Here is a 23,043-nt window from a genome sequence, read left to right as displayed (position 1 = left end):
CCCTCTTTGGAAATATATTTATATATACGGCCCGCTTTCCCAATCTCAGAATACAACAATTTTGTTAAAAATGTTATTAATGAGTATATTATCTTAACGATTGACTGTCAATGATATTGAGTTCATGGAAAACAGTTGTTCTCCTACATCAGAATACGGCATCGGAAACAGCCTCATTAATCTCCATAAAGAAGTATTTTTTCTATGAATACGGAAACAACTTCAGGATCGAATTGGGACCCTGCGCATGCTCTTAATTCTTGAATAGCTTCTTCCATTGTTTTGCAGTCGGTATAGGTACGCCCACTGGTCATTGCATCATATGAATCGGCAACTGCGATGATTCGGGAAGCTAAAGGAATGTCCTCTCCTTTCAATTTTTCTGGATATCCTGATCCATCTACCCACTCATGATGGGACAAGACGATCATCGCAACAGATGCGTATTCATCTACGGACCGAAGAATTTGGTATCCCGATTCAGGATGGCGTTTGATTTGCTCTAATTCTTTTTGAGTTAATGAAGAGTCCTTATTGAGAATTTTTGACGGTATAGTGATTTTTCCGATATCATGCACTAAGGCGGCTTTCTTCACTAGTTCCTGTAAATATGGCTCAAGTTCCATTTTTTCTGCAATCTTTCCGGCATGGTCGGCAACATTTTCCGCGTGCATCGGATCCCATTTTCTTAACAACCTTGGATTCGACTTGATACCTTCAATAATCGAATTCTTGTGTTTCCGGCTTTTGCGTAACTTGTCTTCGTACATCAATCTATCTGCTTCCAAAATGATGTCTTCAACAGAGTCTTCTATCCCTGTCTTTGTTGCAACCCCCAATGAAATAGAAACCCATTCCGATGGGAATCTCCCGGAAATTTTTAAAGTATTGCTATTTTTTATTTTGTCAGCAAGTGAACAGGCAACATCATAAGATGTATACGGGAGCAACAACACAAACTCATCTCCACCATAACGGACGAAAATATCGCCTTCCCGTTGATAACTTAACATTTTCTGTGAAATCGTGCGCAGTAATTCATCCCCTTGATCATGTCCATAAGAGTCATTGATCAGTTTCAACCCATTCAGATCAACAAAAATGACGCTAAGAGGCAGTTGATAGGGCAGAACCATCGCCTCGGATGAAGATTGGATAAAACTGCGCTGATACATCCCTGTTAATGGATCTCTGTTATGATAGTACTCGAGTTTTTCCCGCGTCATAATCAGATCTGAAATATCGCGTCCTGATGCATATATCTGATTTCCAAAAACTTTCACACGCCACTCATAGTAACGGATTATTCCCTTATGGCTGAGGACGCGGTTGACAAATTTATCAAGCCCACCAGATTTCACTGACTCACTGATAGCAAATTTTGTAGCATACACATCATCATTTACGATGATTTCAAAAATACTCTTGCCAATCATCTGTGAATCTTTGTAACCCAATAATTCGCGCCATGCCCGATTGATTTTGATGATTTTTCCACCGAATGAAAAAATACAGAATAAATCTTTTGTCACTGAGACATAGCGTTGCAGTTCGATATTTTCCTCTCTCAGATTATTTTCTATTTGGTTTTGCACTGTGATGTCCTTATGGGTATCGATCTTAATTACCGAACCAAGTTTATCCGAGTCACTTTCTTGAAATCCAGCTGCCATTTTATCCTCCTATAATCACGTTCCCGGTGCATTCAAATCATTCATATGTCACGTTTGCTGAGCAAATTCACCGCTATAGGTCACTAATGACACAGAATGAACGTTCTCGATGGCGGTCAGCTTCTCGGTAAATTGAGTGTTTTCATCGTTCATGATTATTTCGACTGTCATTTCAGTCAGGCCATTTCTGGATATTTTCGAGCGCAGTATAGAATTGAATGTTTGCAATATTGCATTTACAGCCGGGAACGCATCGTCTTCGTAAGAAATCACCAACAGATATATAACATTTTTTCTTTTTAATTTTGTCATGAAAATAAAAGCTAATCCGATGCAAAGATTCCCTAACAAGACCATTACCCATAACCTGGCCCCCACAGTGATCCCTGCGGCAACAGCCCAAAACAAAAAGATCAAGTCAATCGGATCTTTTATCGCCGTCCGGAAACGTACAATGGATAACGCACCAACCATCCCCAAGGAAAGCGTGATGTTCGATGAAATCGTTGCAATGATCATAGAGGAAATGATTGTCATCATCGCAAGGGCTACATTGAAGTTGTGACTGTAGATGACCCCGATGTAGCATTTTTTATAAACGATATAGATGTATCCTGCCACCACGAGTGACAAACCCAGCACTAAAAAAATCCCCGGAATACTGATTTGGGTAGCCGAGCCTTCCAAAAAACTTTTTTTGAAAATATCAGAAAATGTCTCCATTGTTATCTTTCCTTTCTTAAAACACGTCTAGCTGGATTCCACTTTAATTGGACCATTCGACAATATACATACTTTGAAATTGCTTCTTTTTTGTGGGAATGAATCTGGAGCGCATTCAAAATATAATCCGGAATATAGTCATCATATTTAACTTCCAATATCAAAGCTTCAGGTGGAAATGCTTTGACTATTGTCATTTTCGGATCAAAAATATCTGCGGTATCTATGCCGGCCTCCAGATTTTTATCAAATGTAATCCGGACATTCCCTTCTTCACAAGTGAAGACTTCCCGCTGATAATCCACTACAACCGCGGGAGCCAATTGTCTCGTCCGGATATGCCAAAACATCTGTTGCGGCATTTCTTTTTCCGAATGTAATAGGAAATCAATGTTATCATTTTCGATTATATGGTAGAACTGTTCTTTTGAAAGTGTCAACGACTGTTTGGAAATCGTATCGCTGAATTTTTCTTTACGCTCCAGCTTAATGATATTATCTTCCTTGTTATAAATTCTGATGCGGTATTTTTGCCTGAATTGGACACCGCTTAATTTTTCATTCATTGCAGTGTCATAGAGATCATCAAAATAAAGGCTGCGGATATGATAGCCGTCTTTGCCGCTGTTTTTGTCGTATGCCATTATCCCTTCCAACCTTGCTTTAAGATATGTGTATTCATGATAATTGATGTAGTATTTAAATTCGTGTCGAAGTTGCTTCCCTTTAAAATGCATGTCTACCTCCTAATTGATTTCCACACCGCCGTAAATGGTCCTTCCGAGTCCATCCAAAGAGATATTTCCGCACACAATACGCTCTCCATCCGCCGTTACACCGACGACTCTCAAGTAGTAACTGCCCGCCATCCCATATTCGAAGCGGCCCTCGTTGATTAGAATAGTCTCGGTGATTCCTGAAAAACGCCTGTCTGCAGATATTTCCGCATAATACGTCAGATTTTCTTGGGAATCGAAGCGTAACGAGACAGTATCGCCTTTACGTATGTACGTTTCGATATACGGAGGGAGAACTGCATAATTGATGTCGTCCGCTTGCGCTATATTATCGACCAATGATGAAATATAAGGTTCCACATCTGCAGCCGGAATCGGTAGCTGGATGATTTCCGGCATACTATAAATGTAAGACAAGAGCTGCTTTGTATAGCCTGCGATGATTTTCGTTATCCGTTCATCGGTCAGCGTCAATCGGATCTCAGCGACTTTTTCACTGAGCTTCATGCGGTTTTCTTCCTCTTTCAAGTATATCCTGAACACCTTGTTGTTCATCAAGTAGGCATAACTTTGCCACTCTGGAATTTCGAAAGCATTCCGGAAATCTTCAGGTATGAAATACCAGGTTTGACTGTTCTCCGGACTGTAGATCAAATAGTCCGTCACAGTGCCTTCGACATTTCCCATCAAAATACTGAGGGCTGCATACGTCAATAGATTATCCTCATTGAAGGAACCGGACAAGAGCGCTTCACTCGTCACTTCAGGATCGTTGATGACATCCAACACCTCCATCAATTTGCTATGATCGGTTGCTTCACGTATGCCGAGTACAGATTCAAATGCTTCTTCATCATAAGCTGGATCGTCCATCGTACGAATTTCAGTTTGTTGTTCAAAACGAAAATTCTTGGCTCGGTACAACGCAGCATTTTCGTTCAATCCATGGGCTCTCAAAAAAGTTTTATTGGGTTGCTCCACTAAAGTGTAGATGCCCATATCCTCCCATTGGAGTAGGCCGCCTTCGGTTGTATCGTAGACAAACAGACGCACAAACTTGCTTCTTAAGCTGGCCACACTATCAAGCTGACTGGCTAAGTCCAAACCTAGCTTGATCTTCATCCGCGAAGCATCATCATTATTTTTAATCAGATTGAACGACTTCATGCCTTCATAAAGACCGGCTCGGTCATATAATTTCAGCTGCCAGGAACGCGATTCAATACGGTCCGTATTTCCTTTAACAGTCAACTTCGCGTTCGCTGTGAATTCTCCGAATCCAAACCCAGTCACGGATGTCGGTGCCGAATCATCGCCTTCCGTCAAAATGACATCCGTATAGGGCTCGACTCCTGTGACATCGCCTTCTGAATAATTTTGTAGATAAGAAAAAGAGAAAACATCCCCTTTCTCCGCATCTTTTCCTGGCTGAACTTTTAAGTAAAGGTGTTCCAAATCATCCTCGTACACGTCATAGATGCCCTTATCTTCTTTTAAAGCGCCGCCGTTTAAGACAGATGCCTCTGCGTTCCAGCTTTCTTCATCATAATACGCGCTCGCATCATAAAGGTAGTCCTCGGCACAGCCCGACAATAGCAGCAACAGCACGGGCAACAGGAATTTTTTGGAATGCTTTTTATTGTAATTGTATTTCACTGACATCAGCCTCCTCGATTACTCCATTTTGCACCGAAAATTTCTTCATCCCAAACCTCACTAATTCCTGATAGCCAGGCTCCAACTCGCAGCGATCAAAGGAAAACTGCCTGTTTCCATTGTTATCCACAGCAACAGCTTGCCAATAATAAATCCCACCAGCCAATACTACCTTTTCCGCAAGCACGTGATTACTCGTGGTCGTCTGGGACCAGACACTTGAAGAGGCAGGATCATCCGGATTTGTGAAAATGGATACCTCATACGAAAGCACATCATTCTGCAAGTCAACAGCATCTTCCCAGTTCATTGCGATAGCATCAGCTTCTTTTGAAATAGTATCCAGATAAAATGGCATCGGCGCTTCTAGTCGTTCATAATAGGTAGTGTAGTTATGACTTAAGGTAGCCGGCAACTGACTGATATGCTCTAAAATATCCGAAAGTTCTTCACCCTTCGCCTCTTCCAAATAGGCACGATCTGCTTCAGAATTCATGACATATTTTTCATAGATGTCCCTGTATCTCTGGGCTTTTTCTTCAATTCCATCCTGCATCATGGCTTGATATAAGCTATCAATCTTCTCACTGAGGGCAACGACGTTTTCCGGCGTCTGAAAAAATTTCCGGTGCAAGGAAACACCCCAGTACCGCTGCAGACCAAACCATTTAGCATATTCAGATGTTTCCCATTCAGAAGGACTGATCATCGAGACGTCATAATCCCACGGTAAGAAATACCACTTGTCGACGTTCGATGGCGAATAAAGCAAAAAATTGCGGGACATCGTATCATAGTTATTCAGCAGGATATTCAAAGCTATCCAGGTCAAATAGTTGTCATGATCAAAGTAATAGTCAAAATTTCCATTGAATTCCGTTCCCGGTTCATTAATGGCCATGATCATCTCCAGCAACTTTTCATCTCCGGGCCGATTGATATCTCTCAAAACCAACTCTGCATCCAGCTTCGAATGAACTTGTTCAGCTTCAGCTACCGTAAAAGCAAAGTCCACAGGTTTCAGAAATGTCGCATTCTCATTGAGGGTGCGAACCTTCAGATAATCATCATCCACATTTTCAACATGCGTAAATAGGCCGTAGTCGACATACGCTGCATCTGGATCCGTACCGTCTTTTATTTGCACATGCATAAAATTAGTCCGGACACTGGTGAAGTTCGGCAGGCCTATCATTGAATCAAATGCAAACTTCTGCGTGACCCGTGTATCATCAGAAATATGCTTGTTAAGATTTAATTTTTGTTGCCCTTGAAATAATAGCGTTTGCTTCGACAGATTGACCTTGAAAGATTTCTGTTCAAAACTCCGAGCGCTTTGTCCGCGTAATTCGATCGTTCCGTTGATGCTCTCGTCTTGTTCCCCCGCCACTACCTCACCAGTATCAGGATCCTTTACAAATACATTGACTTTCAGTTCCGGATCAAACGTGGTGCCATTTATTTGATTGAGGCCCGTCAGATCGAACATCTCACCGCTCTTGCTGTCCAAGCCGGTATAAACCGTCAGATAGACTTCGTAAACTTTAAATTGATCCTCTTCCTTATATAAGCCCAGTTTATCTTCCAGCGTTGTGTCATAAGAGATGTTGGTTGGGATGCCGATTTCAGGCTCCTGTTCTGACTCCGAGCTGTTAAGATCGGCAAAAAAATAAAACAGACTCACACCCATCCCTAAAACAAGCAGGGCAGCGAGCTCAAGCTTATATCTATTCAAAAATCGTCTCATTCTTTCTCCACCCCATCATTCAGAGCTTCCACAAATTTTTCTAATCTTCCTCGAGTTAGCGACGGTCTTAATGCACCATTTGTAAAAATTACAAAATCAATTTCCAGAAGTGTTTCCCGTAGCTTAATCATGGTATAAGATAGCGTCAAGAAGGACGAGAAAACCACACCCAGCCCATAAAATTCTCTACCCATCATCAATGTGAGCTGTCCGAAGATGAGATTTAGAAACAATCCCAGTAAAAAGCTTCGCATACTGTCGTCATAATTTTCAAAATACTGCATCAATGTTCCTCCCAAAAAGGAGAAATACAATAAGTAGATTCCAAACACCAAATAAGGAAAGACTTCAAGTGTCAGTGAGGGAGCGCCTACCTGCTTAAAAAGCAACATACCTATTATTAAGCAAATCATAGAAATCAGACCTTGCACTTCCATGCTGTACAAGAATTCTTCCCACATACTCCGCTCCATCTCTTGCTTTCGCTTCTTTATTTCAGATCCTGTTCCATAATTGATTGCATCAAGATATGCGCGATAGGTATCGTAGAAAAAAACCTCTGTACGGACTACGAAAAGAACGGCAGCCGGCAAGATCGAGTAGACTGCGAAGGCAGTAGCCAAATCAAAAGCTTCAGAGAAATAGAACACTGAAACCTGTTGTTTTGTGGCAGAATAGCTCCAAAACAAAAAATTATGAGCATACATCGTCACCGTATAGGCTACATTCGAGAAAAAAAGTTTTGGATATTTTTTAAAGTACAAGAGAAATTCGAAATAATTTCCATTCATTTGGCGGAAAACTTTTCTTACAGCCGTATACAAGCCTATCAAAGTAAGCAATGTACCCAGCGCAAAGTAAAAAATGAGATAAACAACAATATCCTCATTTTGATAAAGAAAGTTTCTCGTGATCAAAACCAATCCGATAACCGTTCCCATCCCAATGATAAAACTTTGCGCAATTTCTTTGTAGTTTTTCAATGCAGATACATACGTCATCAAGAGATAAATTAATCCCATCTGCATATACAATAAATAAGAAACGATCTTTAGGATCAGCGGTAAATCTTGCGCGCTCCCTAGCAAGAGTATTCCCGGCAAAGAAAATACAGCAATATAAAGAGTCATGACACCTAAAATAGAAGAAGCAATATCTTCATTCTTCCTATTCCATAACTTATCTGCGATATACCTGGAGAGGACAATAGTGATTCCTGAAGTGAAGATGAGCGGAAATATAAATGAATAGACAACTATTGCAGAATACAGTTGTTCTAAGTGGACCGAATTGAAGCTGTCCTGCAGTACTGTTTTTACGATCATCAATACCCCTAGCGTAATCAGTACATGCCCGATCGTAACAAAAATGGAGTAAAAGCCTCCTCTTATATGCGCAGCAACTGTATTTTTCTTATATATTTTTTTTAGCTCAAAACCTATTCCTGCCAAAGTATTTCGCCTTCTCCCAATGATTGATAAAGTTCACGATAAGCAGTAATAAATTTGTGTTCACTATAATATTTTTCAATTCTTATTTTTCCTACTTCGCCAAAAGCAGCAGCCATTTCCGGATTTTCAAGTAACTGAATGATATTGCTGGCTATTTTTTCGTAGTTCATGATCGGCGCTAAGAGACCGCATTTACCCAGCGTATCTGCCGTACTGCCCTCCAATAATTCACGGACACTTCCGACATTGGTTGACACACATGGTTTCCCAGCAGCCATAGCCTCCATCAGGGCTAGCGGTTGTGCCTCGCTCAATGAAGAAAGAACAAGAATATCCATTTTGCCGATGTAGTTACGGACTTGCACTCTACCGGTAAAAGCAACATCTTCTGTTCCTAATTCTTCCAAAAGTTCAAGGCACTCTTTGTAATACTCGGGGTCTTCATCATTCGGTCCCATAAGGTAGAAGTGTGTCTGAGGCATTTTTTGTTTGACCAGATCAAATGCATAGAGCATTGTTTTTATATCTTTGATTGGGCTCACCCTGATGATCGCTCCAACATTCAGAATGTTGGAATCCTCTTTTTGTGGCAAAACTGAAAAGTTCTTAACATTGATTCCATTTGCAATGAAATCACACTTGATTGGATCGGCCCCTAATTCTATCTGAAGAGCATTATTCATATCAAACAATGCGAGAATACGGTCGGATTTCATATACGCTGCTTTTGACAGGTTTTTAAAGTAATGAATCCAAAGCTGTTTAAAGTCCGCAGGAACCCAATCTGCTTTTATGATTTCCTCTTCTCTTTCCCGGGTGTAGATGCCATGCTCCGTAAGCAGCATCTTCCCACCCCACTTTCGCTTGCCCAGAGCAGCTGCTATCCCGGCATAACCAGTAGAAACAGCGTGGTAAATATCTGCTTGTTCGGGTGGATTATTCAAAATGTGAAAAAGAGTAAGGTACATTGAGCGCATTGTCCATAAAAATTCCGAATAGACTGCCATTTGGTGATGCTCCTGATAAATACCTTGCGTGATCGAATAAAACTCTTTGCTCATCAAGAACTGCGCTACAGGCCTTTGCTGGCGCAAAAAAAAGTCGAAAATGGAATCCCAATGTTCAACCTCGCCCATGACCAATTTTGTGAATGCCTCTACCTGCCAAGGCTGCAGCTTACCCTTACTAGTGCGTTGCACCTGAGCCGGCTGTTCTTGATAGGCATCATTCAGGAATACTTCTTGGACGAAGCCGATATTTTCAGGCAGCTCGTATCTAAAGTCCCCTTTCATGGATTCGTCAGCTGCAATAGCGTAGATAAAAAACTCATGTTCTGGAAAGAGTTTTACCAGTTGCTGAACCCAAGATGAAACACCTCCTACCACGTAAGGATAACTACCTTCGCACAATATACAAATTTTCATAAGGACTCCTTCCACCGGATATACCCTTTAGAAAAATCCGGGTAGATAATATGATAATTGCCGATACTCTTAATTTTCGCATCATCCGAAACTGGAGTCTTATCAGAACGAAGCAAAAAAGCTGACCCTTCAACAAAAAAATCAATTTCATATTCTAAGCCTTGCGCATCTTGTTCGTAGTTGAACGTCATATTTTGATACTGCTCAACTATTTTAGCGGCCTGTTCAGGAGTTCTCTTCTCTAATGAGTATGCCTGCTCGAGTTCATAGGCTCGTTCAACATCAGCAGTGAAGTCTTGAAAATCAATGGAATCAGTATATAACCTTTGGGAATGGAAGCCAAAAGAGCTGATTCCCAAGGATCCTATCGCATTCATTGTCCCCCATTGCGCTGCACCATTTTCTGAAGTGATTGTATAGAGATACTGATTCCCATCGTTTAGGGTAGTGAAATCTCCCAACAACTGATCCGGGTATTCAATGACGTAACGATTGATCACCGTCTCGACATCCGGAAACAAATCATCGATGCGACTCAAACTTTCTTGTCCGATTCGCCCCTGGGGTGGTATATAAGAGGTTAATGGATACCCTTTGTAAACATCGCCCAGATAACTCTTGGCAACTTCAATTGATTCCTTCATCTGCTTTTTATTTTTCCAAGGTATAAAATAGCCGATCTGCTCCAATTCACCTTTTAACCCGAGCGGATGATTAGAATATCCACCGGACAGGATGTCCCCTCCCATTCCAAAAATTTGGGAAGTGTACAAGCGGAACTGGGATTTTTGAAGGGTTTCCGGAAGTTTTTCATTAAACAATTCGCTGTAATCAACGGTGTAGCTCATGCTGATTTTATCACCATACGATTCTGAAATATCCTTGAATAACTTAAAATAATGGTTTAAGGTAAAGTTGTCTTGATCCACACCTGCTTGCGATAAAATGTTGCTATCATTGATTTTATCCGGCAAAACAATATCTTGCAGCACGGTCGTCGATACATTGTAGAACGGCTGTACCATCGCTTTATCATTTGGCTGGAATAATCCTTGGTACAACGCATAAGCTAACACCCCTCTACTTTCTGAAGAAGCCAGAAATTCAGAACTGCTTACCAAAAAGGTTCCCTCGCCATAATCCATGGACCATAACAAAGGATTTCCATCGGATTCAAGCAACATTTCACAATCTGCAGCCAAGCGAAGTTTAATAGCCAGATTGACGGTACGTGGAATCTCGTATATTTCGTTTGCTTCTCCCAAAATGCCGCCAAAGTCTTGTATCTGATCGATCGAGAAATCCTCATACTTACTCTCAAGGACGCCCAATTTTCTTAGATTACTGGAAAATAAGTTTTTATCAAACGGCAGATAAGGAAAGTAAGCAAGCTTACCAGAACGTACATATTCCATAACGGCATTCATAAACTGACCTTCATCAAAATCAGTAAGGAATACCATCAGCATATCGTATTGATCAAGCTTCGACACTTCGCTCACATCAATGTATTCGTATCGGTAATCCAGATGTACCAGATACTGCTCCATACCATCCACCAAATATTTTTTATTTGGATCCCCTTCGTCCGTCAGGATTCCGATTATAGGGGTATCCTTCTGGATAGTCGATTCCTCCAGTTTCGATACAGCTGGCAAAGATTCTTCATTCGCGGTTTGGTCATACTGCGCATTATCCAGAATGCCCATCCGCGATAGTTGGAAAATCATAATAATCACTGTAAAAATAGTCAAAATAACAAGTGTTTTTGCGAATTTAATTTCATGATTTGTCATCCTTCACCTCGTTCTGCAAAAAGAACTGCAAAATATCGTAATGATAATCGGTGAATACTATATTCTCTTTCCTTAATTCGGACAAATACCTTTGGAAATCATTGGTTTTTTGAAATGAATGAGTTGCTTTTAGTGCTGCGATATAAGCATCCTGACTTTTTGTCTCTTTAACAAAACGCTCAGCTAATATCAGCGCTTTTTCACTATCGCCCAAGTGCGTAAGATACTCCAGATAAATCGGGAACCATTCTTGTTTATGGGTAGAATCATGTTCTTCCCATTCCTCCATGAACATACAAAAATTCCTCTCATACTTGCGTATCATACTTACATTCAAGGCGCCACTTTCAATATATGCCTTTATCGAAACAAGATATCTGTGAGCATTCTCATCTGATGGATTGCTTCCAAAGTCTTTTTTAGTGGAAAACATCTTTCCTTCAAGTCTGTCCTTCATCCCAACAATTGCAGCCGAAGCGTAGTGGGAAACTTCGGTGTCCGAGTCCATGAGAGCAACCTGAAGTTCTTTAACGTACTGCGCTGAGTCGTAAGAAAATAAATCCATCACAACATTCCGCTTCTCATAGACACTATTGATTGCTAATACATCTTGGATCGAAATGATTTCCTTGTCTTTAGCAACATCGGTAATATATATTTTCTGGCGCTTCTGCTTAGACTCACTGCTGAAACTATCTAAACCAGCTGTATTCTGCGAATCAAAAATCGGGAATTTCAAATAGAATAAGCCTGAAAATGGAAGTAAGAACATAATTATCCATTCGTAAGCCATTGACCTGCTCACTTTATTTTTTCTTAGGAACATCACAACAGCAACCAACACTAACACGCTGTAGTACAGCACCAATCCATACAGTAAATACGTCTCCACTGTTCTCATAGTACGCTACTCTCAATTCCCAAAGATTTGATCCTGTCTTGGATGACACCGATGTTATCATTATTCGCACCATATAGAAGAATCCCAATGTTCCCGTTTTCAAGTCTGCCGATTTCATCAACATCTCGCAATACACTGCGGATTTTATCAACTTTCTTTTGATCCTCATCACTGGCTTTGATTTCTAATACCGCAAAATGAAATGTTGTTTCCTTCGAGGCTTTAAGAGCAGTTTCATAGGATGCTTTGAAAAAAGATTTTTTCATGATAGTGGTGATGTCTTCGTAGATAATTTCCGAGATGAATTCTTGTCTGATTGCTGCTTTCTGCCCAAAGCTATTGATTATCTTTCCACTAATTTGAATCAAGTTCAAATAGTAACGCGTAAATTTTTCGAATGGATAGTCCTCAATTACGGTTATAGCAATAACTTCTTCATTGACCACGATCGGAACAATAATGCTCGGCATTTCACTATCCAAATATCTGTTCAAATAAACCTCTTTCATGTCGATTACCCGTTTATAGCCTTCCATATTCACATAGCGAAAAGTTGAAGGAATAATCGTGCTTGGTTTTCCTGTAAAGACAAACCTCCGCATGAATCCGGACTGCTTCTGAATAATATATATGCTGATATTTCGTTCTCCTGTAAGCTCCTTAAAAACTTTCGGGATGTTGAATAGTACTTCTGTCACTGACTTCATTTCAAGCGATTCGAAAACGGTGTATAATTTCGATATCCCATTTTCATATCCCACCAATTTTTGTTCCTGATACTGTTTTGAAGTTGCTAATTCTCCATTAATTTCGTACAATTGGCTGTTCTCGCCAGAAAGATAAACTGTCTCTGTTTTCATTTTCAAAAGAGCGCTATTTTTTCTTTCAATCACATATCCAACGGTAAGGGCAATCGTTACGTATAAAAGATTGTCAATTAAAAATGTATAATGCAGAATAAGTGCGCTCGGACCATATCCCATTTGCCCCATTTCATAGATATGATACCCAATCGTCAGAAGACTTGCATATATTCCATGAGATATCCCCCCAAAGGCTGCTGCTGCTATTATATAGATGAGGAGAGGATCAACCCCTAAATCCAAGGGGCTTAGTTGCTGACCAGCTGCAACTAAGCCAAAAAGAAAGGTATGGGCAACAAAATTTTGAAAATTTTTACTCTTGAAACCGACTAATTTGCCCTTTACGACCCTCACAGGTTCGTCCACGAGCGTTTGTTTCACAAGCATATCCAGCATTTCTTTCGTTTCATGAAGCTGGACCCATCCGATTTCATGCAAGGCTTTCTTGCAGGATGGCACAAAGGTTACAGGTTTCACCTCTCGCATCATCACTTGCGAGCCAATTTTTTCAGCCAACTTGTTATAAAGCTCCGACCCCGTCATGACTTCAAGTCCGCATATATCGTAGATACCGTGCACATTTTCGTTTATGGATTTCAATACCGCATCAGCTAAATCCCCTTGGGAAACAGGAATTATTTCCTTTGCAGCGAGTTCTTCGGTAAGGGAATCACCTGTATTCACTGCATACAGAATGCTGCTAACATCTTCAGAAAGGTTATCTTCAGCCCACGTTTCACCGATTCTAAAAATCACATTCAGCAAATGTTCTTCATTCCGAAAACTATTCAGAAGATTCTCACACGCAATCATCGTCCTCCCCGCTAACGAAACAGGATTTGGGATAGTGTTCTCATTTTTATCGGCACGCTGTTCATTACCATATACTTCCAATGAGGATAGATACAAAAATTTTTTGACCGTTTGAGTGGCTGATTCTTGCGTCAATAATGTCATCATGGCTATTTCTTTTCGAGCATCTTCTTCTGTACGGATTGCGTCCGAATGTAAATAAACAATCATCTCTGGGGATTCATATTTCAGCACATCAGCAATCTTTTCCTGAAATTTGGCTTGATATACGCCATCTTTACTCATCGAAATAAGTTCTCTATCATTAGATTGCTCTTGCTGGTGGGTGGAAACAACCCGATGCCCAGCTCGTCTAAATTTCATGGCAAACAGTCTTCCTTGGCTTGTATCTGCATTAAAAATAATTATTTTCATCTCTCACACCCGCCTGTCTGATCTATAAGACCACTTCACTATTAGGTTGTCCAAAAATAAATCCTTGAATCAAATGAATTCCAATTTCTTTCAAAGCTTCCTTTTCGGATTCAGTTTCCACTCCCTCTGCTATACAATCTAACCCGAATTGTACACAATATCGGTAAATGGCACTTACGAACAATCTTTGCTTCTCATCTTTATCGATATCGACTATAAATTTCCTCGGAATTTTGATGGAATTAAAATTAAAATCATACAGCAACTCTATATTTGAAGATTCCGTGCCGTAGTCGTCCGCAATCAAACCGGCATGATGTTTTTTAGCAAAATATTCTCTTTCTTCTACATATTTGATACTATGTCTACTTCGCTCAACCAGTTCCAAGTAAAGCTGAAATCCATTCTCATATAAAAAATCTGCAACATAGATTATATTCTCATCCATTATGGTATCAGATGAGATGTTTACTGAATAATTGTAGACGGGAATCAATCTATTTTCCAAAGCTTTTCTCAAGCGTTTGAAAATGACTTTGTCAATTTCCCTAGTCAGCGCAAATTCTTGGATATCATCAAAAAATATGCCGGTATCTTTGTAGGCTTCATGATCCACTCGGGTCAACACCTCAAAAAATATTGGTTTCCCTTCATCAATATCGATTACCGGTTGATAAACAGCGTTTATTTTTTCATGTTGTAAGATGGTAGTCAAGAAACGCACCCTGCGTTGTTTTTTTATATACTCTTTATATTCATAATCTTTGAATTGATAATTATTCAACATACTCTCTTTTTTTAATACTGAACGGCAGTATAACAGTTGTTTGAGTATTTCCTGAGCATCGTCGTAGTTTTGGATTTCATAAGTGTGCGTATCGCGATAGCCAAGTCTATTGAAGCTGCTGACCATCATGCCGTCCATATCAATCCGCGCATTAAGTAAACGCGAGATTTCAGACTTAATATTCTCTCCTGATGCTTCCCGATCGTAGGGCAACACCAAAACGTACTCACCAAAAACAATCGAAAATATCTCTAAGTCTACAAACCGCACGCGGACCTCTTCCAGAATCGTTTTATGAAATTTCGCTTCTAATTCGATGTCATAGACAGAATAACCCGCTGTCCGGATATCAATCTGCAAAAAAATCAATAGAAAGTCTTTTTGCGTCTTTGAATTGTGCGCTTTTACCTTTTCAAGAAATCGCTCTGCAAATACAGTGCTTTTCGGGAAGTTCGTCAGGGTATCTTTCTGGGTGCGCAAATATAAAATATCTTCTTTCGAAATCCCGCGAGTGTCATCACGAACAAAACCGATGTAGTCATTTTTAAATATTTGATGCTGTTCAAAACGTATGTGTCTGACATCTCCGACTCCAGGAACTAAAAAGAATCCTTCCCGAACATCAGATTGCATATGATGATTATCATTTACAATAAATTCATTCAGGTAAAGATTCCATTCTTTCATAGAGTACGGTCTTTTTTCTAATCCAAGAAACGTTACAAGTCTATTTGAGAAATGAATACGGTCTGATTTTCCGTCATAATAGAACGTATACATTTCATTAAACACATTCAAGAACAAATCTAAATATTCTCGGAAATACATCAATTTCGTTCCTTTTTTGCTCATGAACAAAGCTATCCCTGAAATGAGCAAGATTGTTGTCGCTACAATTGCTACCGTCCACAAAACACGCCCATCATAATCATTTCTTTGTGGATCGAGTATCGCCTCAGAAAACAGAATCGGCAATACTGTGCAAAATCCTACATATATTTTGAGTGAACGTTGTTTCATTAAGGCATCCACAACAAGGCTGACAACGGAGAAGAGCAAGGCAGTCAGCATAAACCCACCATTTCCCCATGTACCAATCAAAAAAGCGAGATGAGCCAGATAGAGGTTATTTTTATGCATAGGGAGGATGATCAATAGCAACGGAGCTGCACTCATGATTACATAACCATCAATTTCCAGCAGAAATGAGGTGCTCAAAAAAAACAAATAAAACAAGAACGATTGATCCTATTCGCTTCAATTCATCAGAATACGAAAAGAAATTATCGATCATGGCCAAAACGACCGCCACAAATAACGTGTATCCCATACTGGTCAATATAAAAAATAGACTGTCCAAAACAATATCTTTCATAAATACACTACTCCTCGTAACGTCTTAAAAAGTTTATGGCATCCTCTTCATTTAAGGGTTTGCTAAGAAGATAACCTTGGATGATATCGCATCCATATTTTTGTAGATACGCCTTTTGCCGTTCGTCCTCTACACCCTCTGCTACAACGCTTAATCCAATTTTATGGGCCATAGAGATGACATCGGAAATAATCAGATTCTTTTCAGCCGTATGACTTATTTTATCGATAAAGAACCGATCGATCTTTATGGTATCTATGTTCAGTTCAGCAAGTCTAGAAAACGAGGAATATCCCGTCCCAAAATCATCCAGCGAAATGGCTATTCCCATTTTTTTGATTGCCTCTAATGTTTCGTTGATCTGGCTAAAATGGTCGAGCAACACCGTTTCCGTAACTTCGAATTCCAGACGCTTCCTGCCTTTTTCTGATAAAAAGAGTTTTTGTTGCAGATTCTCCACAAAGTCTTCCCGAAGTAATTGAATGCCGGATATATTGACTGCTACACTCATTTCATGGAAACCTTCATCCTGGAGTCGTTCCAAAAATTCACATGCAAGCAATAGAATATGGTTGCCTAAATCATAGATCAACAGTTTTTCCTCAGCCAAAGCAATAAATTCATCCGGAGCCACCTGGCCCAGATTTTCAATTCGAAGCCTAGCCAGCGCTTCGAACCCAATGACTTTATGTTTCATCAAATCGAGCTTCGGTTGGAATTCCAGATAAAAAGATTCAGTATCTGTAGCTTCAATGACTTCCCGCAATACTTTCACAATTTTATCTTGCCGCAGGAGTCGTTTCTCCATATCTTCGTTAAAGAAAGCCACTTGGTCCATTGAACTATCCTTGATATGAGAAAGTGTCAGTGTTGCATCCTGCAGGATTTTATCCGTTGAGGTATGTCTATCTTTAATCTCCACTATAGCTATTTGAACATCCACATACTGATGTTCCGTTCCTTCCACTATCGGATTCTCAAAAATGTGCATAAGTTTATCAGCGAATGCTCTAAGTTCTTTCTGGTCTGCGTAATCGTCTAGTACTAATATAAATCTGTCTCCGTCAAACCTAAAAAATAAGTCTTCCGAATCCAATAATGTCCTGACTTTAACTGCAATCTGTTTTAGTACCTCATCTCCATATAAAAATCCATAGGTGATGTTCAGTGTTTTAAAATTAACAAAATTGAGAAGCAATACCGCTTTATTTTTTTTGTATGAATTTCGTAGGACTTGATTTAGATACTCCGTAAGATATTTACTGTTACGGAGACCCGTAAGCTCATCATAGTAAGCAATTTTGATGTTGGACTTATTTTTCCGATAAGCATAATAGAGGATGCTACCCGTTATACTAATAATAATTAGGGAGACTGTAATAGCGTAACGAAACATTTGAGTAATTTTGGCATCCACTTTATCAGTTGGCCAATGTATCAACAATGACCCTATTTTTTCATTTTCGAAAAATATAGGTACAGAAACCCTAAAAAATGAAGATCCATTTATTTCATCTCTATGTACATCCGATTCATTGCCATCCATTTCCGCACGAATATCTTTATCATCGATTGTACTGCCTATATAGTTTGGAAGACTGCTCGCAATGATTTCGTACTTCGTGTCGACAAAGAATACGTGTTTTACATCTCCCCTATTTGAAATATCACTTAATAAATTTGTGATTTCAAACGCCCCAATGAAATCCTGTATATTTTCTGCCAAAATCCCTAATTGAACAAATCCACCCGTCTCATCTTTAACATAGCCAAATTTATAGTAAACGCCATTCTCGGTGTCCGGACGGATGTCTTCCACCAACATAGTCTGATCGCTCATCATGAAATCATGAACCGGATGTCCTTCATATGCTTGCCACCCGATAAATTCTTCATAAGTGCTATTGGTTATTACTCCCTCATTGTTGTACAAATGTATTTCATCCACATTGAACGTTTGAGAAATACTATCCAACACCTCATTATTATCCTTATTTTCAATAAGCATGATGGCTTGACTTGCTATCATTATTTTTTCATCCAAAAGTTCTGTAATGATCTCATAGGCTTCGCTTGTGTGAGTCAAACTGTGGGAATAGCTGTTTGCAATTTCTAAAGTCGTCTCTTCAAGCTGATTATACTGTTCATCAATTCGATTTTTGACTGTTAAACCTGTCAAAATCGAAAAACCTGTTGATATTATCAAAAAGGGTACCAAGAAATAGGTTATCTCTACCATCTTTAATTTGTCTCTTCCCATCACTCAACCCCCGATAACACTTATTGCACTATTTTTGTGTTCTGAAACTATCTCTTGAAAAGTAGAGATATCAATTCCCAACTGTTTACTTAAATGATTATATCATTTATTGTACAAAACTATAGTAACAATATTGATTATTTGCTTATCGAAAAAATGGCTTGAAATGCTAAAATGGTTTTTTGTCCAAAATCGAAAAACAGCCACAAAAGTTGTCTAATCAACAGTTGTGGCTGTTTTGTAATGGGAATGAACAGATGTCGATTATACGTTAGTTTAAAATACTTACTTAGCATAAACAAGGCTAGGTTTTATTCCACTCCTGGACAGCCCTGTCTTTAATGCGGGACCGAAATAACAACTTGGTTTCTGCCGCTTTTTTTTGCTTTATACAGCGCGACATCAGCCCGTTTGAGCGTTTTTCTCAAGGTTTCCCCTGTGCGATTGTGCGCCACCCCCACAGATATTGTAACGCTAACCGGATCACCTGAAGTTGTGCTGAAGCGCCTGTGAGCGACTATTTCCTGCAAGTCATGAATGAACTCCTCTGCATCCCTTTGATTTGAAGTATCGATGATAACGGCGAACTCCTCACCGCCGATTCTGTAGAAATCTGTATCAAAATTCGAAAGCTCATTGAACACCTGCGCTAACTGTTTTAAAAGTAAATCCCCATTGTCATGTCCGAAACTATCGTTATAGTCCTTAAAATAATCGATATCGATCACTGCCAATGTTACTACTTTCTTTTCCCGCTCCACATCCATCAGATCGTTGTTGAAGGTGCGCACGTTCTTAAGGGTCGTCAGGTGATCGGTACTCGCAGATACGATTAATTTGTAAAGATCCGTAATAAAATAGTGCATAACATAGGTTGCGGCATACCCGGAGGTAACCAGAATACTGCATATCACCAACACGAGTTTTTTATCAGCTATCAGGTGATTAGTAAACACAATTGTAGGGATGAGAGCATAAGTGACCAAGACTAGCAATTGAGTCAACTCTTTCAACTTATCCTGGGTATAATGGGCTATCAACGGTAATGTGATTGCCAGCAAAATGCTGACGACCAGATTGATTTGGGCAACATCAGTACTGCCCCAGAAAAACCTGAGGATCCCTAACAACAGGATACTTGAACTGGTTATTTTCCAATCTATATATTTTGCAGATAAACAAAACATCAGAAATCTGAAGTCATATCTTATCCCCAGAACAACCGTGGAAAAGCTTAACAAAACGATTCCTACCAGCACTTCCAATAAAATACATTTGATGAAGTAGGATATTTTCTCATTATCTTGATTTGGCGACCCAAAATTGCTTCTCAAGTAGAAGTAAATAGCAAAAAATATAATCCCAATATTTGCCAGTAGACTAATCATTGTGCACTCCTTACTTGCATACCTTAATAGAAACAAGTTATCTTTTTATTCAATCGTTGTATAACGTTTGAGTATCCCTCACATCGGAACAAACGTTTGATTTCAGTGAATATCTTCTTTTAAACAGTAATATCTTGCCAATTATAACTTACTTATTTCATATTGTATAATACTAATTAGTTTTGAAAAAAAATTACACAGCCAAAATACAATATTGTATTTTATTTTGGACTTAAAAAAATGATATTTAGGCCGATACATTAACTTTAGTTGGTAATTTTAGATTTGAAATTTCAGTTTTATCAAAAAGTAAGCGCATTCGAATAGTCATCTAGTATAATCTATCTGATTGCTGCAACTGTTTAACCGTAGGATTTGATTCAACATATTCTCAATAGTAAATTTTCAGTATTTGTGAAGGGGGAAAGTGAGTGGATGATACGCAAGAGTTGTTAGATGATTTATACATAGTGTGCCAACCGATCATGCTATGTTCAAATACAAATGTTATTGATGGGTACGAAATTTTATTAAGATCAAAAGAACAACAACGTTTTCCCGAAAAAACATTCATGTGGTTCATCGAGGAGGAGCATCGCAATTCCAAATTGATGGCTTATTATTCGAGGGAACTGGCAAAAATAATGGCTATCCACAGCAATACCAGGCTATCACTGAATCTGCACCCCAAACAGTTGCAGCATCCTTCAACTTGGGATTTTCTGGACACTATTTCATCGATGAAAAGGAATGTCTCGATCGAATTGACTGAGCACTACTGCGAATTTGATCGGTCAGATAGAGAGGATTACCTCCAATATTACATCTTAAAGCTGAAAAGAAAAGGTTTCTCTGTCGCGATTGATGACGTGGGGAGTGGTCAAAATAACTTTGAGTTAGTAGCGAGGAACATCCCGAACATTACCACGATAAAGGTTTCGCTGCTGAAGTTTAAAAATTTGAACGAAGAAGTTCTTTTCAAATTTTTAAATAGCTGGCTTTATTTGTCTGAACATTATCAGCTTAAAATGATTGTCGAAGGAATTGAATCTGAAAGCCTCAGCAATGAGCTTAAAAATTTGGGTATGATTTATCAGCAAGGCTATTACCACGGTAAAGGCCAAGTGTTGGTTTGAGGTTAGTTAGCTAGCCAAGCCCGGCTTTCGCCGGACTTGGCTATTTTTTTTGGTCGGTCCCGCTGGCCTAACAGACATGCGTATAATCGAAATAATCGATCACAAAAAGGCAAGAACTCCTCCTCATCGGAGCTGACGCCCTTATGCATTACAATTCCACGTACAAATAATCCCTGATGAGTATCGTCTCATCAGGGATCAGCTTTTTATTCTAACATACAGCTATGCTAACAGATTTTCAGATCCTCATTCTTACGCGCGGGCGGATACCATCACTCTGTTTCTGCCGTTTTCTTTTGCTTGATACAAAGCAATGTCGGCTCGCTTGAGTGTTTTTTTCAAAGTTTCACCATTCTGGCTATGGGCAACTCCCACCGAAATGGTGAGGTTGATCGTTTCGCCGACTTGTGCAGCAAAATTTCTGTGGGCGACCGTACTCTTCAGATTATGTAGGAACGCCTCAGCTTCACTTTGACTAAAGTAATCAGCAATCACTCCGAATTCTTCCCCGCCGATTCTGTAGAAAGTGGTGTACGGAGTCGCCAGTTCATTGAACATAGCTGCCATCTGCTTCAGGATGGCGTCCCCGCTGTCATGTCCATAACGATCATTGTAATTTTTGAAATGATCAATATCGATCACCGCCAACGTGACCGGATTCTTTTTCCGCTCCATTTCCATCAGATCACTGTTGAAGATCCGCACATTCTTGAGCGCCGTCAAGTGGTCTGTGTTGGCAGAGGCAATCAAACCGTATAGATCCGAAATAAAGGAATGCATCACAAAAACCGCGCCATAATTCAAAGCGAACAAAATAATACTGATCAACAGCACAAGTCCTTTATCCATTATCATGTGATTGGTAAAGAGGATTGAAGGAATAAGCGCAAAGGTGACCAAGACCAGCAGTTGCGTCAAATCGTTCATTTTGTTCCGAATAAGCTTTACGATCATCGGCAAGGTGATGGCCAACATTATGCTGACAATCAGGTTTACCTGGGCAGCCTCACTATTTCCCCAAAAAAATCTGATTATCCCCAGCAACAAAATGCTCGAACTGGTCACCCTCCAATCCATATGCTTTGCGGAAAAACAAAACAACAGCACCCTGAAATCATATCTGATCCCCAAGATAACCGTGGAAAAACTCAATAAAATCGTGCCTAACAGTACTTCCAGTAAAATACATCCGATAAGGCCAGATTTTGTTGTATGATCATGATTCGCTCCTAATCTTCCGCTTTTCAAACAGAAATAAACAGCCAGAAACATGATCCCTATATTTGCCAGTATACTAAACATTGTAAGCTCCTTATACACCTATTCCAGTAGAAATAACTCTTTGTAAATTTTGATTGGACTGCTCAAGATAGAATCTGTATCCTGATGCGTCAGCATAAACCCTTCAAGAATATAAATATTTAATCCGTACTCAGCATTAACTGATTCATTATAACCTACTTTTGTTGGTACACATATCATTATAAATTAATGGAAACTTTTATAAATCAAAAAAATACAATTTTGTATTTCATGCAAACGTAATAAGTGATATTTTACACCAATATATTGTATTTCCCATTTTTTCAAGGCTTCAGAGGTGCCGGTTTCCTCCGGTAAAGGGGTTCTCCGTCGGAGGACAACATCTAAAAAGACGATTACCTCCGACCATCGCGGCTTCGCCGGAGTACACCGCCCGCAATGCATCCTCCTCCGGCCAACAGTCTCTCCCCGGAGTTGAGCTATCTGGCGCAGGACTGTCTTCCGATGAGCGCCCGCCTCATCGGAGCTGACACACAGCTCCGGGCAGCAGCCCTCCCGCCGGAGGAAAACCCTCAAAAAGATCATCACCTTCGACCACCGCGGCTTCGCCGGAGTTCGGCCTACCCACCACGCGTC

15 protein-coding genes are annotated in these 23,043 nt (G+C 39.8%); 1 reads left to right on the top strand and 14 read right to left on the bottom strand.

Going from position 1 to position 23,043, the window contains the following annotated elements; translation table 11 throughout:
* Nucleotides 1-176: 176 nt before the first annotated feature.
* The 13 genes from BLV66_RS09655 to BLV66_RS09590 form a co-directional block, all read right to left on the bottom strand.
* Nucleotides 177-1,673 carry a sensor domain-containing diguanylate cyclase/phosphohydrolase gene (locus tag BLV66_RS09655; RefSeq protein WP_086985893.1) on the bottom strand — a complete coding sequence of 499 codons (1,497 nt, stop codon included), beginning with the start codon at nucleotides 1,671-1,673 and terminating at the stop codon, nucleotides 177-179.
* Between the two features lie 48 nt (nucleotides 1,674-1,721).
* The gene (locus BLV66_RS09650; protein WP_086985892.1) at nucleotides 1,722-2,396 is read right to left on the bottom strand and encodes a DUF4956 domain-containing protein; all 675 of its coding nucleotides are present in this window, start codon (nucleotides 2,394-2,396) and stop codon (nucleotides 1,722-1,724) included.
* Between the two features lie 2 nt (nucleotides 2,397-2,398).
* Complete coding sequence (locus BLV66_RS09645; protein WP_086985891.1) at nucleotides 2,399-3,133, bottom strand: polyphosphate polymerase domain-containing protein; 735 nt, start codon at nucleotides 3,131-3,133, stop codon at nucleotides 2,399-2,401.
* Nucleotides 3,134-3,142: 9 nt separating this feature from the next.
* Entirely contained in the window at nucleotides 3,143-4,789 is a 1,647-nt protein-coding gene (locus BLV66_RS09640) for a CotH kinase family protein (RefSeq protein ID WP_176974207.1), read from the bottom strand.
* Nucleotides 4,770-6,536, bottom strand: a complete 1,767-nt coding sequence (locus BLV66_RS09635) for a CotH kinase family protein (RefSeq protein ID WP_086985889.1) — start codon at nucleotides 6,534-6,536, stop codon at nucleotides 4,770-4,772. Before BLV66_RS09635 ends, BLV66_RS09640 begins: the two co-directional genes overlap by 20 nt.
* Nucleotides 6,533-7,987 carry an exopolysaccharide Pel transporter PelG gene (pelG, locus tag BLV66_RS09630; RefSeq protein ID WP_176974206.1) on the bottom strand — a complete coding sequence of 485 codons (1,455 nt, stop codon included), beginning with the start codon at nucleotides 7,985-7,987 and terminating at the stop codon, nucleotides 6,533-6,535. Before pelG ends, BLV66_RS09635 begins: the two co-directional genes overlap by 4 nt.
* Entirely contained in the window at nucleotides 7,975-9,411 is a 1,437-nt protein-coding gene (gene pelF / locus BLV66_RS09625) for a GT4 family glycosyltransferase PelF (RefSeq protein WP_086985887.1), read from the bottom strand. Before pelF ends, pelG begins: the two co-directional genes overlap by 13 nt.
* Entirely contained in the window at nucleotides 9,408-11,207 is a 1,800-nt protein-coding gene (locus BLV66_RS09620) for a DUF2194 domain-containing protein (protein WP_086985886.1), read from the bottom strand. Before BLV66_RS09620 ends, pelF begins: the two co-directional genes overlap by 4 nt.
* Complete coding sequence (locus BLV66_RS09615; protein WP_086985885.1) at nucleotides 11,194-12,108, bottom strand: hypothetical protein; 915 nt, start codon at nucleotides 12,106-12,108, stop codon at nucleotides 11,194-11,196. Before BLV66_RS09615 ends, BLV66_RS09620 begins: the two co-directional genes overlap by 14 nt.
* Nucleotides 12,105-14,198: an NAD-dependent epimerase/dehydratase family protein gene (locus BLV66_RS09610; RefSeq protein ID WP_086985884.1), complete on the bottom strand. Its 2,094-nt coding sequence runs from the start codon at nucleotides 14,196-14,198 to the stop codon at nucleotides 12,105-12,107. Before BLV66_RS09610 ends, BLV66_RS09615 begins: the two co-directional genes overlap by 4 nt.
* A 22-nt stretch (nucleotides 14,199-14,220) precedes the next feature.
* Nucleotides 14,221-16,221 carry an EAL domain-containing protein gene (locus BLV66_RS09605; protein WP_143033124.1) on the bottom strand — a complete coding sequence of 667 codons (2,001 nt, stop codon included), beginning with the start codon at nucleotides 16,219-16,221 and terminating at the stop codon, nucleotides 14,221-14,223.
* 146 nt (nucleotides 16,222-16,367) lie between these two features.
* Nucleotides 16,368-18,620, bottom strand: coding sequence for a putative bifunctional diguanylate cyclase/phosphodiesterase (locus BLV66_RS09595; RefSeq protein WP_086985881.1), 2,253 nt, complete (start codon nucleotides 18,618-18,620; stop codon nucleotides 16,368-16,370).
* 338 nt (nucleotides 18,621-18,958) lie between these two features.
* Nucleotides 18,959-20,008: a GGDEF domain-containing protein gene (locus tag BLV66_RS09590; RefSeq protein ID WP_086985880.1), complete on the bottom strand. Its 1,050-nt coding sequence runs from the start codon at nucleotides 20,006-20,008 to the stop codon at nucleotides 18,959-18,961.
* A gap of 431 nt (nucleotides 20,009-20,439) precedes the next feature.
* Between BLV66_RS09590 and BLV66_RS09585 the strand changes: the two genes are divergently transcribed.
* Entirely contained in the window at nucleotides 20,440-21,144 is a 705-nt protein-coding gene (locus tag BLV66_RS09585; RefSeq protein ID WP_086985879.1) for an EAL domain-containing protein, read from the top strand.
* Between the two features lie 252 nt (nucleotides 21,145-21,396).
* On the opposite strand, the gene BLV66_RS09580 is transcribed toward BLV66_RS09585, so the two are convergent.
* Entirely contained in the window at nucleotides 21,397-22,209 is an 813-nt protein-coding gene (locus BLV66_RS09580) for a GGDEF domain-containing protein (protein WP_176974205.1), read from the bottom strand.
* Nucleotides 22,210-23,043: the final 834 nt, after the last annotated feature.

It is taken from the genome of Trichococcus collinsii, from assembly GCF_900107505.1.
Taxonomy (GTDB): Bacteria; Bacillota; Bacilli; order Lactobacillales; family Aerococcaceae; genus Trichococcus; species Trichococcus collinsii.
Note: the sequence above shows the minus strand (reverse complement) of the source record. Positions and strands in the feature narration are given on the sequence as shown.